Genomic DNA, 12,530 nt, shown 5'->3' with positions numbered 1-12,530 from the left:
CGCCCGCCGCGGGTGGCAGCGGCGGCCGGCGCCTGCCGCGCCACCCAGTCGCTCCAGCCGCCCACGCTCACCTCGGCCCGGCCGGTGCCATCCATGGCCACGATCATCGTCACCACCCGGTCGAGGAAGGCGCGATCGTGGCTGACCAGCAGCACGGTGCCATCGTAATCGCCGATCACCTCCTCGATCAGGTCGAGCGTTTCCATGTCGAGATCGTTGGTCGGCTCGTCGAGCACCATCAGGTTCGATGGTGTGGCGAATTCGCGGGCCAGCAGCAGCCGGGATTGTTCGCCGCCTGACAGGGTTTCGGCTGCGGCATCGAGCACGCCGGCATCGAAGAGATACTCCTTCAGATAGCCGGCAACATGCTTCTTGGCGCCGTTCACCTCGATCCACTCGCCGCCATCAGCCAACACCTCGCGCACGGTGCGGCCCTGCAGGCGCTGGCGGTGCTGATCGATGATGGTGGGCGCGAGCGCGGCCGAGCGGGTGATGCTGCCGCTGTCGGGCATGATCTGGCCGAGCAGCAGCTTGATCAGCGTCGATTTGCCGGCGCCGTTGGGGCCGATGATGCCGATGCGATCGCCCTTCCTGATGCGCAGCGCGAAATCCTTGAGGATGATGCGTTCGCCAAAGGCCAGGCTGATCGACTTGGCATCAATCAGGATCTTCGAGCCCGGATCGGTCGATTCCGTCGCAATTCGCGCCGTCGTCGGCCCGCGGTCGAGACTGCGGCGGGTTTCGCGCAGGTCCATCAGCTTGGCCAGTCGGCCCATGTTGCGCTTGCGCCGCGCCGTCACCCCTCGCTGCAGCCAATGCTCCTCGGCGCGCAGCTTGGTGTCGAGGCGCTGCGCGGTGCGCTCCTCCTCGGCGGCGACGGCGTCTGACCAGGCATCGAATCCGCCAAAGCCCACTTCAGCCCGGCGCAGCATCCCGCGATCGAGCCACAGGCAATTCCTGGTCAGCCGGGTGAGGAACGCGCGATCGTGGCTGATCACGACCAGCGCGCAACGGCTGCGGTCCAGCCAGTTTTCCAGCCATTCGATGGCGCTGATGTCGAGATGGTTGGTCGGCTCGTCGAGCAGCAGCAGGTCGGGCGCCTCGGCCAGCACCCGCACCAGCGCGGCACGGCGGCGTTCCCCGCCCGAGGCGGTGCCAGCCGGGCGATCGAGATCGAGGCCGATCTGATCGGCCAGCGCCGCGACCTCGTGCGGCTGCGCGCCGCCGGCCAGCACATAGTCTTCCAGATTGGCGAAATCGCCCATCGGTGGGTCCTGCTCCAGCCGGCCGATCTTCAGGCCGCTGGCGGTCGCGCGGCGGCCTTCGTCCGGCTCGATGCTGCCATCGATGATCTTCAGCAGAGTCGATTTGCCAGCGCCGTTGCGGCCAATCAGGGCGACGCGGTCGCGCGCATCGATGGTCAGCGACAGGCCCTGGAACAGCCAACCGGCCCCATTCTTGAGGCCAATGCCATCAAGGGTGAAGATCGGTTCGGGTTTGGGCGGGGGCATGGCCGTGGGCAGTGGCCTGTCGCGCCGCGTCTGGCAAGAGGCCGCAGTTGCGCAGGCTGCGGTTGCACTGGCCGCGGCCTTGTTGCACAAGCAGCCATTGCCCTGGCGTGGCCGATCCGTTCATGTTCAGGAGGGGTTCAAGCTGTGCCGGGCAGGGTGGTTTTGTGTCAAAGGGACAATCCATCAAGACCATGCGTATCTGTTCGCTTCTGTTGCTCTCCACCGGCCTTGCACTGGCTACGCCGGCATTGGCTGGCCCCAACGACGTGCACGAGATGGTGCGCGCCGGGGAGATCATGCCATTCGAAGCCATCCAGCGCCGGGTGGTGCAGGAAACCCAGGGCGAGTATGTCGGCGCCCAGTTTGATCAGAACAGCCGTATCTATCGTTTCCGTTTTCTGCGCGAAGGCATATTGATCAATGTTGACGTCGATGCCCGCACCGGTGAGCGGGTGCGGCGCCGGCAGAGTTATTGAGCACAGCGTACAGGGCGCAAGGCGGGCGCGGGCAGCGCCGCCACAGACAAAGCCACCGGGAGAGAACAGGGGCCCATGCGAATCTTGGTCGTCGAAGATGAACCCAACCTGCGCCGCCAGTTGAAGAACGCGCTGGAACAGGCCGGCTATGCCGTGGATGCGGCCGGCGATGGCGAGGAAGGCCATTATCTGGGTGCCAACGAAACCTATGACGCGGTGATCCTCGATCTCGGCCTGCCTGGCGTTGACGGACTGACCGTGCTCGATCGCTGGCGGCGCGAAAGCCGGCAGATGCCGGTGCTGGTACTGACCGCGCGTGACAGCTGGTCCGACAAGGTGGCCGGGCTCGATGCCGGTGCCGATGATTATCTCGCCAAGCCGTTCCAGATCGAGGAACTGGTGGCCCGTTTGCGCGCCCTGATCCGCCGGGCGGCGGGCCAGGCGACTTCGGAACTCATTGCCGGCGGCGTGCGCCTTGATGGCCGCTCCGGCCGCGTGACGCTCAATGGCGAGCCGGTGAAGCTGACCGCGCAGGAATTCAAGCTGCTGAGCTATCTGATGCACCACAAGGGCAAGGTGGTCAGCCGCACCGAATTGATCGAACATATCTATGATCAGGATTTCGATCGCGATTCCAACACGATCGAAGTGTTCATCACCCGCATCCGCAAGAAACTGGGTGCCGATCTGATCATGACCACGCGCGGCCTTGGCTACAGTCTCAACGACCAGATCTGACGGCGCGGTCGTCGGCACCGATGGCGGTGCGGCGGCCGGCACCGCCCGTGGTGTGCCGGCCAGCAGCACGCCGGTGAGCAGTGGCCGCTCTCTGCAGCGGCGCATGATCCTGATTGCCGCGGTGTGGATCACCGCGCTGCTTGGGATCGGCGGGCTGGCGCTGGTGCAGGTGCTCGATGAAACATTGGTCACCAGCTTCGACGAACAGCTCGCCAACAATCTCAACGCCATGATCAACGCCGCCGAGCTGGACGAGGTCGGCGAGGTGCGGCTGCTGCGCCCCTTGGGTGACCAGCGCTTTGCCGAGCCGTATTCCGGGCTCTACTGGCAGGTGTCGGGCGGTGGCCGGGCGCCGTTTCCGTCGCGCAGCCTGTGGGATCGCCAGTTGGCCGAGCCGCCGGCCGGCCGCGATTGCCGCAAGCCCTGCAAGTTCGAAAGCGATCAGTTCCCCGGTGAGCCGCTGCGGGTGATCGTGCGCAGCGTGCAGCTGCCGGGGGCGAGCCAGCCGTTCATTTTCCAGGTCGCCCAATCCAGCCGCGATCTTGAGCGCCAGTTGAGCCGCACCCGCACCATCCTGGCGTGGAGCCTTTCCATCCTCGGCCTTGGCCTGATTGCCATGGCCGGCCTGCAATCCACCTATGGCCTGGCGCCGCTGCGCCGCGTGTCTGACGCGATTGCCGCCATCCGCAGCGGCCGTGCCAAGCGGGTGGAGGCGCAATTCCCGGTCGAGGTGGCGCCGCTGGTCGCCGAGATCAACGAACTGCTCGCCCATGGCGAGGCCCAGGCCGAGGCCGCGCGCCGCCACGCCGGGAACCTTGCGCATGCCTTGAAGACGCCGATGAGTGTGCTGGTCGGTGAAGCGCGCGGCCGGGATGACCCGCTGGCCCGCACCATCGAATCCCAGGTGCAGGTGATGCGCCGCCATGTCGATCACCAACTCGCCCGCGCCCGCGCCGCCGGCCAGCGCAGCGCCTCCTCGGCGCGCACGCCGGTGTGGCCGTCCGTGCAGGCCATTGCCCGCACTGTCGGGCGCATCCACCAGGACAAGGTGTTGATCGATCTGGCCGGTGACCAGACGTGCGCCTTTCGCGGCGAGCGCCAGGACCTGGAGGAGATGCTGGGCAATCTGATCGACAATGCCGCCCTGCACGGCGGTGGCCGCGTGTTCATCACCGTCGAATCCGCCGGCGATAGCCTGCGTGTGCTGGTGGAAGATGACGGCAAGGGCATCGCACCGGCCCAGCGCAGCCGCCTGTTCGAACGCGGCGAGCGGCTGGATACCGACAAGCCCGGCACCGGCCTGGGCCTCGCCATCGTCAGGGATGTCGCCGAGCTTTATGGCGGCAGTGTCGAACTGGCCGACTCCGAGGATCTGGGCGGCCTGCTGGTGATCCTGACGCTGCCCAGAGCGGCCTGATTGCGTGCCTAGCCGCGCGCTGCCTGGTGGTGGCGGATCACCTCGTCAATGACGAAGCGCAGAAACTTCTCGGAAAACTCCGGATCCAGTCTGGCGCTGGCGGCCAGGGCGCGCAGGCGGGCGATCTGTTCGGTCTCACGGCCGGGATCAGCGGGCGGCAGGCCGGTCTCGGCCTTGTAGCGGCCCACTGCCTGGGTGATCTTGAAGCGTTCGGCCAGCATGAACACCAAGGCCGCATCGATATTGTCGATGCTCTCGCGATAGGCCTGCAACACCGGATCGGACATTTTTCTTCCAGTTCCCTCAGCCCCCTCGGCTGCCTCGCCCTTTTGCGGCACAGCGGCGCGGGGGGCAAGGCCACGCTTGCGTGCCGCTTCACTTGCGGTAAGGGAAGGGCGTGACTGCCACCGTCCACACCCTCCGCCCCGGCCGTGAGCCGTCGATGCAGGCGCTGATGAACCTCGCTGCGCCCGGGCTCAACGCGGTCAACCAGGTCATCCTCGATCGCATGCAATCGCCGGTTGCGCTGATCCCGGAACTGGCGGGCCACCTGATCGCTGGCGGCGGCAAGCGGCTGCGGCCGATGCTCACCCTGGGGTGCGCCAGCCTGCTGGGCTATGAAGGCACCCGCCACTTCAAGCTGGCCGCGGCTGTCGAGTTCATCCACACCGCCACCCTGCTGCACGACGACGTCGTCGATGCCTCTGGCCTCAGGCGAGGCAAGGCCACCGCCAACGCGCTTTATGGCAATCCGGCGAGCGTGCTGGTCGGCGATTTCCTGTTCAGCCGTGCCTTTGAACTGATGGTCGAGGATGGCAGCTTGCGCGTCCTCAAGATATTGTCGCGCGCGTCGGCGGTGATTGCCGAAGGGGAAGTGGCGCAACTGACGGCCCAGCGGGACGTGTCGACCACCGAAGACCGTTATCTCGAGATCATCAGCGCCAAGACGGCCGCCCTGTTTGCCGCCGCCTGCCAGATTGCCGGCGTGGTCGCCGAGCGCGACGAGACCGCCGAAACCGCGCTGGCCAGCTATGGCCGCTTCCTCGGCATCGCCTTCCAGCTCGTTGATGACGCCATCGATTATGTCTCCGACGCGGCGACCATGGGCAAGAATGCCGGTGACGATTTCCGCGACGGCAAGATCACGCTGCCAGTGATCCTCGCCTATGCCCGCGGCAACGAGGAAGAACGCGAATTCTGGCGCCGCGCCATGACCGGCCGCGCCAATGGCGAGGCCGAACTCGCCCGCGCCGGCGACCTGCTGCGCAGCACCAACGCCGTGGCTGACACCATGGCCCGCGCCCGCCACTATGGCCAGCGCGCCATCGACGTGCTGGCCGGCTTCCCCAAGGGCCCGGCCCGCGACGCGCTCACCGAAACAGTCGAATTCGCGATCGCCCGCGCTTACTGACCTCAGGTCGGTTCCGGTTCGCCTTCCACCACGTCCAGCTTCCGCTCCGTGATGCCCAAGGCGGCAAATTGCGCCCGCCATGCCTGCAGGTGCGGCGTCGCGAAATGCGCCGCCAGCGCCGCCCGGTCGCGCCAGCGCTCGACGACATGGATCAGCGTGGGGTCAAACAGGTCCTGGGCATAGGCATAGGCAAGGCAGCCCGGTTCGGCCCGGCTGGCCGCCACCATCGCCGCCATGGCGGGCAGGGCGCGGGTGACGCCGTCGGCGGGCAGGCGGATGGTTCCGGTGACCAGGATCATGCTTCCCTCTTGCCTGTGACGGCCGGTCGCGGCAAGGAAGGCGCATGCACGCCCGCCTTTATCAGCGCCCCAAGAATGCCATGCAGTCCGGCCGCGCCCACACCGGCGAATGGCTGCTGGAATTCGAACGCGACGATCGCATGCGCGCCGATCCGCTCACCGGCTGGACCGGCAGCGGCTTCACCGCCGGCCAGATCCAGCTGCGCTTCACCAGCAAGGACGCGGCCCTGGCCTATGCCGAGGCCAACGGTCTGGACGTGGAGATCCTGCCGCTGGGGCCGAGACGGCTGAAGATCCAGGCCTACGCCGACAATTTCCGTTAGGGTCTGAACTCAAGGAATTGGTGGGTCGGCATGACCAGGAGAGGCAATATGGCTAGGCGCGGGTGCGCTGGCGGGGCTTCGCCCCCCGGCGAGCGACCGCAACGACGCCATATCGCCTCTCCTGGTCACCCTTCGGGCGGCGTCAGGGAGGCCGATGGCGCGCTCGCTCGATTGCCGGGTAGCGCTGCTACCCGGCTGCACTCGCTCACTCCCCTCGGCCTCCCTGACGCCGTGACGACCCACCAATTCCTTGAGTTCAGACCCTGATGCGGAGCACCTTCGCTTCGGCGACCGTGCGCCTCTATCACCTGGACGAGAGCGATCCGATCGCGCAGACCCTGTTCTATGGCCCCTTGGCCGAAGCGCTTGCCCTAGCCGCGGCGCAGCCGGAGGCGGTGCAGCAGGGCCTGTGGATCGCCACCGACAATGACGTGGCCGCCTATCTCGACCTCGCTGACGAGTAGAACTGGATTTTCACCGCCGTTCACGGCATTCCCACCCCCAACGCGCCCATAGCTCAGCCGGATAGAGCACGTGCCTTCTAAGCTCGGGGTCGCAGGTTCGAGTCCTGCTGGGCGCGCCATTTTCTGGTTGTTGGGAGCAACGAACCTGCGATTCCGTCGTCGGCCTGCTCCGCAGGCGGGGGGTTCGAGTCCTGCTGGGCGGGCCATTTCCCCGCCGGCAATAGCAAGCGCCTATGCACTCCATGGCCAGGGCGCGCCTTGCGCTGGGTGGCAGCAGGCCTATGCATGGCCATGGACCATGGTGATCCACTGGCGGCCGTTCCGGGGCCCCGCACCGGCCCGGTGGTGGTCGATCCGATCTGGCATGTTCGGGCCGACCAATTGGTGTCCCGCCTCCAGACGCTGGGTTGCGGCCGAAAGGCACCGGCTGCCGGCCAGATCTTCCCCGATTTCGTGCTGCCTGATTGGCGCGGCCGCCTGACCAGCCTGGCCGACATGTGCCGGGATGGTCCGGTGGTGCTGAGCTTCCACCGCGGCCTTTGGTGCCCCTGGTGCCGCGCCGAGCTCGACAGCTGGCAGGACGCCTGGCCCGATCTGCGCCAGTCCGGCTGCCGGCTGGTGGTGGTCACGCCGGAAACCGGGGCGCTTGCCGCCGCCATGGCCGCACGGGTGGGCGAGGCGGCGCATGTGCTGTGTGATGTCGATTTTGGCGTCAGCACTGCCCTCGGCCTCACCTATTTCATGGGCCACGACCTGATGCGCGCCTATACCGAGGACGGGCTGGACCTGGTCCTGCATTATGGCGCAGCCAGTGGCATCCTGCCCATCCCCGCCACCTTCGTGATCGAGGTTGGCCGGCGCGTGCGCTTCGCCCATGTCGACATCGATTTCCGCCGCCGCGCTGATCCGGCGGCGGTGCTCGCCGCACTGCGGCTCTGATCAGGCGCGCGCTGCGCCTGCCGTCACGCGCGGCCGTTCCAGGCCGAACAGATGGTCCAGCGAAAACACGCCCGGCCCGCGCGCAATGATCGGCAACAGGATCGCCGTCCAGCTGAGGTGGGTCGGCCAGGCATCGGGATAGACGAAGATCTGGATGGTCGCGGTCATGCCGAGCAGGCCAAGCGCGCCGGCGCGGGTGAACAGGCCCAGCGCGAGCAGGATCGGGAAGGCGTGTTCGGCATAGGTGGCGGCGTGGGCGGCGATCTCCGGCGGCACCAGCGGCAGCGCATATTCATATTCGAACAGCGTGTAGGTGCTGTCCTTGATGGTCAGCAGGCCATCGACCTTGGTGCGGCCCGACAGAAAGAAGATGGCGCCAATGCCCAGCCGGCAGACCAGCAACCATGGCGATTCAGGGATGCGCGACAGCAGGGCGGCCGCGGCAGCGTAGGGGTTCATCATTCGTCTCCAATGGCAGGAACAAGGGCGCCGGTTGCAGCGAGGGCCGGCAGCTGGGCGAGCGATTCCGGGCCCAGCCGGGCCAGCGGCGTGCGCTGCCTGAGCGCTTCGAGCAGCGTCAGCGCGTCAGCGGGCAGGGCGGTCACCATCACCTGGCCGTGTGGCCGGGTGACCAGCGCCAGCTCGGCCCGGCGCGGGAAATCCTCGGGCCAGTCAGCGCCGGGCTGGTGCGCCTGCCACAGGCTGACCACCGGCCATTCCGAAACCAGCCAGCGCGTCGCCGGCGCCAGCGGCCAGCTTCGGCCCAGGGTGAGTCGACGCAGTCGGGCTGGCGGATCGGCGGCGAACAGCGCTTCGACCATGCACCATTCCAGCCGCGCCATGTCGGGCAACCATGGCCAGGGGGTCAGCTCGGCCACTTGTGCCAGCGTGAGGGCAAGGCGGCTGCCATAGAGACACAGGCGCGGATCGACTGGCGGGTGCGCCATGACATGGCGAAGGGCGAGCCCGGCAAAGGCGTCTTCGCCCAACATGGCGCGCACGACCGGAAAATTGCTGGCGAGGGCATCGCAGGCCGCCACCATGGCATTATTGGCATGGATAGCGATTGCCCGGCGCAAGGCCGGCGCTGCCGGCACGGCTTCGCCCAGCAGCAGCCTTGCATACCAGGCCTCGAACCGCGCCGGCGATCGCACCGGCATGCGATTGGCCCCGCGCGGGGCCTCAGCCAGCATGGAGTGGCTCCAGCAACCTGGCGGCCAGTTGCGCCTCGGCCAGCAGTTCGGCCAGCGGCGGCAGTTCGGCATCGCGTTCCAGCAGCAGCGGTCGCGGCCCGGTGCGGGCCAGCAGCCGCGCCGCCAGCGCCCACACGGCTGCGCTCACTGGCGCATCATGGCTGTCAATCAGCAGCGTGCTGCCGCTGTCGGCGCGGTGGCCGGCGACGTGGATCTCGCCCACCGCTTCGGCGGGCAGGGCATCGATCAGCGCCTCGGCATCTAGGCCAAGATTATGGGCCGAAACATGGATATTGTTGATATCGATGAGCAAGCCGCAGCCGGTTGCCTGGGCCAGTTCGGCGAGGAATTCGGCTTCCGGCAGGTCGTGGCCGCCGATATCGGCATAATGGGAGGGGTTTTCGACCAGCAGGCGTCGGCCGATCGCATCCTGCGCGCGCGTCACATTGCTGATCACCAGCGCGAGCGCAGTGCGGGTGCGCGGGAAGGGCAGGAAATCCGGCACATGCCAGTGTGATGCGCCCAGAACAACGCGCTGCCAGGCGAGATGGTCCGACACCAGCACCGGTCCCACAAGGTCACACAGCCGGCGCAGCCGCTGCAGATGCGCGCGTGGGGTGCGCTGTGTGCCGGCCAGTGCGAGGCCAACCCCATGCAGCGACAGCGGCCAGCGCGCCGCGACATCGCGCAGCGCCGCCAGCCGCGGCCCGCCGGCGACCATGAAATTTTCGGCATGCACCTCAAACCACAGGCCTGGCGGCAGATCAGGCACTGCCCCGGCCGCAAGTTCGGCCAGGTGCGGCAGGCGCAGGCCAATGCCTGCGCCCAGCCGCATCGCCGGCCTTGGTTCGATGGTGCCGTGCATCGGCGCCGGTCAGGCCGGGGTCAGCGAGCCGCTGCCCTTGGGCGTCTTGATCTTGGCGCACGTGCCGGCCGGCACCAGCTTCCAGGCGTTCTTCTGATAATCCACCTTCGACGTGCCGGCGCAGCTGGTGCCGGCACCAGCGGCGCAGTCATTCTGGCCGGCCTTGGCAACGCCATAGCATTTTTCCATCTTCGGCTTGTCGGCCGCGGTCGCGGCGCTTGCGGCCAGCGCGGCCAGCACGGCGGCGCCCAGGATCGTCTTGGCTGTCATTGTCTGCCTCCACATGCCGCCACCCTGCGCAAAGGACGGCTGCCCCTTCATTGGGGGGAAGGGGCAGCCGCACCAGCACCGGCGGGGGAGGCGGACATCGGTCATCGCCGGCACTGGCTGCTCATTCGGGCTGGCAGGTCAGATGGTTACAGCAGCATGGCCTGTAACCGATCAGCCGGGTGGTGCGGATAAGCCCCTGTCGCCACCATGGGGAGGCGGCCACCGGCGCCCCTAGTATTCGGCGCCCAGAGATGGAGATGAACATGCTCGCTACCCGTATCTCGCTCGCCACCGCCGCCGCTGTCGTGGCCGTGACCGGCGGCATCGCCGCCCACGCCGCCAGCAAGGCCGACGACAAGGTCGTCCATTGCTATGGCATCAACACCTGCAAAGGCACGTCGGACTGCGCGACCGCCAACAGCGCCTGCAAGGGCCAGAACGCCTGCAAGGGCCAGGGCTTCAAGGCGCTTTCGGTGAAGGCGTGCAAGGCCGCCGGCGGCCGGCTCACCGAGAAGTGAGCCCGGGCGGGGCCGGCCACAGCCCCCGTTGGCCGGCCCCCAAACCTGCGCGCGCCAACCGCCCGCCTTCACCCGCGATGATCCCGCCACTCCCGCACAGCCTGTATGGCCTCGGCCTGCGGCGGCCGCATCATGAGGCGTTTCTGACCGGCACCGTGCCGGTCGATTTCGTCGAGGTGATTTCCGAGAATTTCATGGTCGATGGTGGCCGCCCGGCCAACGTGCTGATGCAGGTGCGCCGCCACCACGATGTCGCGCTGCACGGTGTCTCGATGAGCCTGGGCACCGCCACCGGCCTCGACAACGCCTATCTGGCGCGGCTGCGCCGGCTCGCCGATGCGGTCGATCCGCTCTGGGTGTCCGATCACCTGGCCTGGACCGGGATCGACGGCGTCAACAGCCATGATCTGCTGCCGCTGCCCTACAGCGAGGAAGCGCTGGCCATCGTCTGCCGCAACATCGATCAGGCGCAGGACGCACTGGGCCGGCCACTGCTGGTCGAAAACCCGTCCACTTATCTGGATTTTCACGCCAGCTGCATGGCCGAATGGGAGTTCCTGTCCGCGCTGGTGGAACGCACCGGCTGCGGCCTGCTGCTTGATGTCAACAATATCCATGTTTCCGCCCACAACCATGGCCGCGACCCGTTCGGCTGGCTGGACGGCATCCCCTGGCACGCAGTACGCCAGTTGCACCTCGCCGGCCCCAGCGAAGGCGCCGACGGCCTGTTGATCGACACCCACGACACGCCGGTGCCCGACATGGTGTGGGATCTCTATGCCGAAGTGCGGCGGCGCGCCGGGCCGGTGGCGGTGATGATCGAGCGCGACGATGATATTCCACCGCTGACCGATCTGCTCGCCGAACTGGCGCGGGCGCGGCTGGCGGAACCGCACCCGGTGGCGCCATGACCGGCCTTGCCCAATTGCAGCGCCAGTTCCAGGCCGGGCTGATGGCCGGCGATCTGGCGGGCCTGACTCACGCCGTGCGCCGTCCGGGCGGGCTGGCGGTCCATTGCTACACCGCGCGCGCCGTCCTCGTCGAAGCGCTGGCCGACAATTTTCCCAAGACCTTGCACTGGCTGGGCGGCGATGATTTCACCCGGCTGGCCCTGGATTATATCGCGATAAGCCCGTCGAGCAGTTGGACTCTGGCCGATTATGGCGATGATTTCCCGGATTATCTGCGCCGCCAGCTGCCCGACGATCGCGAGGTGGCAGAACTGGCCGCGCTCGACTGGGCGCTGCGCTGTGCCTTCGGGGCGGCCGATCCGCAACCCGCACACTGGGCCGAAGCGCCAGGCATCGATTGGGATGGGCTGCGGCTGAAACTGGCGCCGGGCGCATCGCTGCTGGCCTTTGCCTCCAATGCCGATGCGATCTGGGCGGCGGTGCCCGATCTCCCGATCACGCCCGTGGCAACGCCCGGCCGGGTGCTGGTGTGGCGCGACGGCCCGGAACCGCGCTTCCGCCGGCTGCATGGCGCTGAAGGCGACCTGCTCGCCGCGATGGCTGCTGGCCAGCGCTTTGGCCCGGCCTGTGATGCGTGCGGCGCCGACAGCCTGGAAATCGGGGGCTGGCTGCAAAACTGGCTCAATGCCGGGCTGGTGGTACCGCGGGGCTGATGTGTCCAAAGCCGGCCAGCACCAGGATCGCCAGGTTCATCATCGCGAAGGCCACCAGCGCGCTCACCGCGCCGGCCGGCGCTGATCCCAGCAGCAGCGCATCATTGCCCCCTGGGATCAGCCCAATGCCCAGCATCATCAACAACCCGCCTGCCACGCTGCGTGCCACGGCCCGCCAGCCACGCCATTTCAGGTGGAGCTGCCCGGTCATCCAGCCTGATGTGAGGGCACCAGCCAACGTTGCCAGCGTGGCGCGCAGGCCAGGACTGCCCATCGGGGCGTGGCCGCTCGCCACTGCCTCGGCCTGCTGGCGCACGACATCGGCCCAGGTCCAGCCCGGCAGCGCCACGAACAACAGGCTGCCGGCACCGCCCATCGCTGCCATGGTAAGCGCCAGCCGGCGCCCGCCCGGCCCTTGCCGGCCAAGCCAGCGCCAGGCCAGGATCAGCACCAGCGCGCCCGCCGCCACCACCGCCAGTCCT

General features: G+C 67.8%; 18 protein-coding genes and 1 tRNA gene. 11 read left to right on the top strand and 8 right to left on the bottom strand.

From position 1 onward, the window contains the following. The coding region (locus GJ693_RS09385) for an ABC-F family ATP-binding cassette domain-containing protein (protein WP_156256048.1) at positions 1-1,511 on the bottom strand (1,511 nt) is incomplete at its 3' end. Positions 1,512-1,702: 191 nt separating this feature from the next. Between GJ693_RS09385 and GJ693_RS09380 the strand changes: the two genes are divergently transcribed. From GJ693_RS09380 to GJ693_RS09370, 3 genes are all read left to right on the top strand, one after another. Continuing rightward, positions 1,703-1,987 carry a PepSY domain-containing protein gene (locus GJ693_RS09380; protein WP_156256047.1) on the top strand — a complete coding sequence of 95 codons (285 nt, stop codon included), beginning with the start codon at positions 1,703-1,705 and terminating at the stop codon, positions 1,985-1,987. Positions 1,988-2,062: 75 nt separating this feature from the next. Continuing rightward, on the top strand, positions 2,063-2,725 hold the full coding sequence (locus GJ693_RS09375; protein WP_156256046.1) for a response regulator transcription factor: 663 nt from the start codon (positions 2,063-2,065) through the stop codon (positions 2,723-2,725). A 103-nt stretch (positions 2,726-2,828) separates the two neighbouring features. Continuing rightward, positions 2,829-4,142 carry a sensor histidine kinase gene (locus tag GJ693_RS09370; protein ID WP_156256050.1) on the top strand — a complete coding sequence of 438 codons (1,314 nt, stop codon included), beginning with the start codon at positions 2,829-2,831 and terminating at the stop codon, positions 4,140-4,142. 8 nt (positions 4,143-4,150) lie between these two features. Here the strand turns inward: GJ693_RS09370 and GJ693_RS09365 are convergent, their stop codons facing one another. Then, entirely contained in the window at positions 4,151-4,429 is a 279-nt protein-coding gene (locus GJ693_RS09365) for a chorismate mutase (protein WP_156256045.1), read from the bottom strand. A gap of 110 nt (positions 4,430-4,539) precedes the next feature. Between GJ693_RS09365 and GJ693_RS09360 the strand changes: the two genes are divergently transcribed. Then, positions 4,540-5,553 (top strand): polyprenyl synthetase family protein, encoded by a 1,014-nt coding sequence (locus GJ693_RS09360; protein WP_156256044.1) that lies wholly within the window; start codon positions 4,540-4,542, stop codon positions 5,551-5,553. A gap of 2 nt (positions 5,554-5,555) precedes the next feature. Here the strand turns inward: GJ693_RS09360 and GJ693_RS09355 are convergent, their stop codons facing one another. After that, on the bottom strand, positions 5,556-5,852 hold the full coding sequence (locus GJ693_RS09355; RefSeq protein ID WP_156256043.1) for a putative quinol monooxygenase: 297 nt from the start codon (positions 5,850-5,852) through the stop codon (positions 5,556-5,558). 44 nt (positions 5,853-5,896) lie between these two features. Here GJ693_RS09355 and GJ693_RS09350 point away from each other — a divergent pair, with 44 nt between their 5' ends. The 4 genes from GJ693_RS09350 (at position 5,897) to GJ693_RS09335 (ending at position 7,578) form a co-directional block, all read left to right on the top strand. Continuing rightward, positions 5,897-6,175: an ETC complex I subunit gene (locus tag GJ693_RS09350; protein WP_156256042.1), complete on the top strand. Its 279-nt coding sequence runs from the start codon at positions 5,897-5,899 to the stop codon at positions 6,173-6,175. 266 nt (positions 6,176-6,441) lie between these two features. Continuing rightward, entirely contained in the window at positions 6,442-6,639 is a 198-nt protein-coding gene (locus GJ693_RS09345) for a hypothetical protein (protein ID WP_156256041.1), read from the top strand. Between the two features lie 42 nt (positions 6,640-6,681). Further along, positions 6,682-6,758 (top strand) — tRNA-Arg (locus GJ693_RS09340). Between the two features lie 166 nt (positions 6,759-6,924). Continuing rightward, complete coding sequence (locus GJ693_RS09335; RefSeq protein ID WP_156256040.1) at positions 6,925-7,578, top strand: peroxiredoxin-like family protein; 654 nt, start codon at positions 6,925-6,927, stop codon at positions 7,576-7,578. On the opposite strand, the gene GJ693_RS09330 is transcribed toward GJ693_RS09335, so the two are convergent. The 4 genes from GJ693_RS09330 to GJ693_RS09315 are packed head-to-tail and all read right to left on the bottom strand — an operon-like array spanning position 7,579 to position 9,906. Beyond that, positions 7,579-8,037, bottom strand: coding sequence for a DoxX family protein (locus GJ693_RS09330; RefSeq protein WP_156256049.1), 459 nt, complete (start codon positions 8,035-8,037; stop codon positions 7,579-7,581). Beyond that, positions 8,037-8,771 carry an HvfC/BufC N-terminal domain-containing protein gene (locus GJ693_RS09325; protein ID WP_197042082.1) on the bottom strand — a complete coding sequence of 245 codons (735 nt, stop codon included), beginning with the start codon at positions 8,769-8,771 and terminating at the stop codon, positions 8,037-8,039. The genes GJ693_RS09330 and GJ693_RS09325 overlap by 1 nt, the downstream gene beginning before the upstream one ends. After that, positions 8,761-9,636: an MNIO family bufferin maturase gene (gene bufB, locus GJ693_RS09320; RefSeq protein ID WP_235902772.1), complete on the bottom strand. Its 876-nt coding sequence runs from the start codon at positions 9,634-9,636 to the stop codon at positions 8,761-8,763. The genes GJ693_RS09325 and bufB (GJ693_RS09320) overlap by 11 nt, the downstream gene beginning before the upstream one ends. A gap of 9 nt (positions 9,637-9,645) precedes the next feature. Beyond that, on the bottom strand, positions 9,646-9,906 hold the full coding sequence (locus tag GJ693_RS09315) for a BufA1 family periplasmic bufferin-type metallophore (protein ID WP_156256037.1): 261 nt from the start codon (positions 9,904-9,906) through the stop codon (positions 9,646-9,648). Positions 9,907-10,163: 257 nt separating this feature from the next. On the opposite strand from GJ693_RS09315, the gene bufA2 reads away from it, so the two are divergent. From bufA2 to GJ693_RS09300, 3 genes are all read left to right on the top strand, one after another. Continuing rightward, the gene (gene bufA2, locus GJ693_RS09310) at positions 10,164-10,424 is read left to right on the top strand and encodes a BufA2 family periplasmic bufferin-type metallophore (protein ID WP_156256036.1); all 261 of its coding nucleotides are present in this window, start codon (positions 10,164-10,166) and stop codon (positions 10,422-10,424) included. Positions 10,425-10,501: 77 nt separating this feature from the next. Further along, complete coding sequence (gene bufB, locus GJ693_RS09305) at positions 10,502-11,335, top strand: MNIO family bufferin maturase (protein WP_156256035.1); 834 nt, start codon at positions 10,502-10,504, stop codon at positions 11,333-11,335. Continuing rightward, positions 11,332-12,048, top strand: coding sequence for an HvfC/BufC N-terminal domain-containing protein (locus GJ693_RS09300; protein ID WP_156256034.1), 717 nt, complete (start codon positions 11,332-11,334; stop codon positions 12,046-12,048). Before bufB (GJ693_RS09305) ends, GJ693_RS09300 begins: the two co-directional genes overlap by 4 nt. On the opposite strand, the gene GJ693_RS16870 is transcribed toward GJ693_RS09300, so the two are convergent. Continuing rightward, positions 12,017-12,530 (bottom strand): hypothetical protein (locus GJ693_RS16870; RefSeq protein ID WP_456238821.1); only part of this gene is annotated, 514 nt, incomplete at its 5' end. The genes GJ693_RS09300 and GJ693_RS16870 overlap by 32 nt on opposite strands.

It is taken from the genome of Sandarakinorhabdus oryzae (assembly GCF_009733735.1).
Classification (GTDB): Bacteria; Pseudomonadota; Alphaproteobacteria; order Sphingomonadales; family Sphingomonadaceae; genus Sandarakinorhabdus; species Sandarakinorhabdus oryzae.
This window is presented reverse-complemented; position numbering and strand designations above follow the sequence as displayed.

Bases quoted from the DNA above. Each gene is read 5' to 3' on its own strand.
- GJ693_RS09370 (WP_156256050.1), top strand. From the start codon at position 2,829: ATGATCCTGATTGCCGCGGTGTGGATCACCGCGCTGCTTGGGATCGGC.
- GJ693_RS09315 (WP_156256037.1), bottom strand. From the start codon at position 9,906: ATGACAGCCAAGACGATCCTGGGCGCCGCCGTGCTGGCCGCGCTGGCC.
- GJ693_RS09325 (WP_197042082.1), bottom strand. From the start codon at position 8,771: ATGCTGGCTGAGGCCCCGCGCGGGGCCAATCGCATGCCGGTGCGATCG.
- GJ693_RS09355 (WP_156256043.1), bottom strand. From the start codon at position 5,852: ATGATCCTGGTCACCGGAACCATCCGCCTGCCCGCCGACGGCGTCACC.
- GJ693_RS09365 (WP_156256045.1), bottom strand. From the start codon at position 4,429: ATGTCCGATCCGGTGTTGCAGGCCTATCGCGAGAGCATCGACAATATC.
- bufA2 (WP_156256036.1), top strand. From the start codon at position 10,164: ATGAACATGCTCGCTACCCGTATCTCGCTCGCCACCGCCGCCGCTGTC.
- GJ693_RS09335 (WP_156256040.1), top strand. From the start codon at position 6,925: ATGGCCATGGACCATGGTGATCCACTGGCGGCCGTTCCGGGGCCCCGC.
- GJ693_RS09375 (WP_156256046.1), top strand. From the start codon at position 2,063: ATGCGAATCTTGGTCGTCGAAGATGAACCCAACCTGCGCCGCCAGTTG.
- GJ693_RS09350 (WP_156256042.1), top strand. From the start codon at position 5,897: ATGCACGCCCGCCTTTATCAGCGCCCCAAGAATGCCATGCAGTCCGGC.
- GJ693_RS09300 (WP_156256034.1), top strand. From the start codon at position 11,332: ATGACCGGCCTTGCCCAATTGCAGCGCCAGTTCCAGGCCGGGCTGATG.
- bufB (WP_235902772.1), bottom strand. From the start codon at position 9,636: ATGCACGGCACCATCGAACCAAGGCCGGCGATGCGGCTGGGCGCAGGC.
- GJ693_RS09330 (WP_156256049.1), bottom strand. From the start codon at position 8,037: ATGAACCCCTACGCTGCCGCGGCCGCCCTGCTGTCGCGCATCCCTGAA.
- GJ693_RS09380 (WP_156256047.1), top strand. From the start codon at position 1,703: ATGCGTATCTGTTCGCTTCTGTTGCTCTCCACCGGCCTTGCACTGGCT.
- GJ693_RS09345 (WP_156256041.1), top strand. From the start codon at position 6,442: ATGCGGAGCACCTTCGCTTCGGCGACCGTGCGCCTCTATCACCTGGAC.
- bufB (WP_156256035.1), top strand. From the start codon at position 10,502: ATGATCCCGCCACTCCCGCACAGCCTGTATGGCCTCGGCCTGCGGCGG.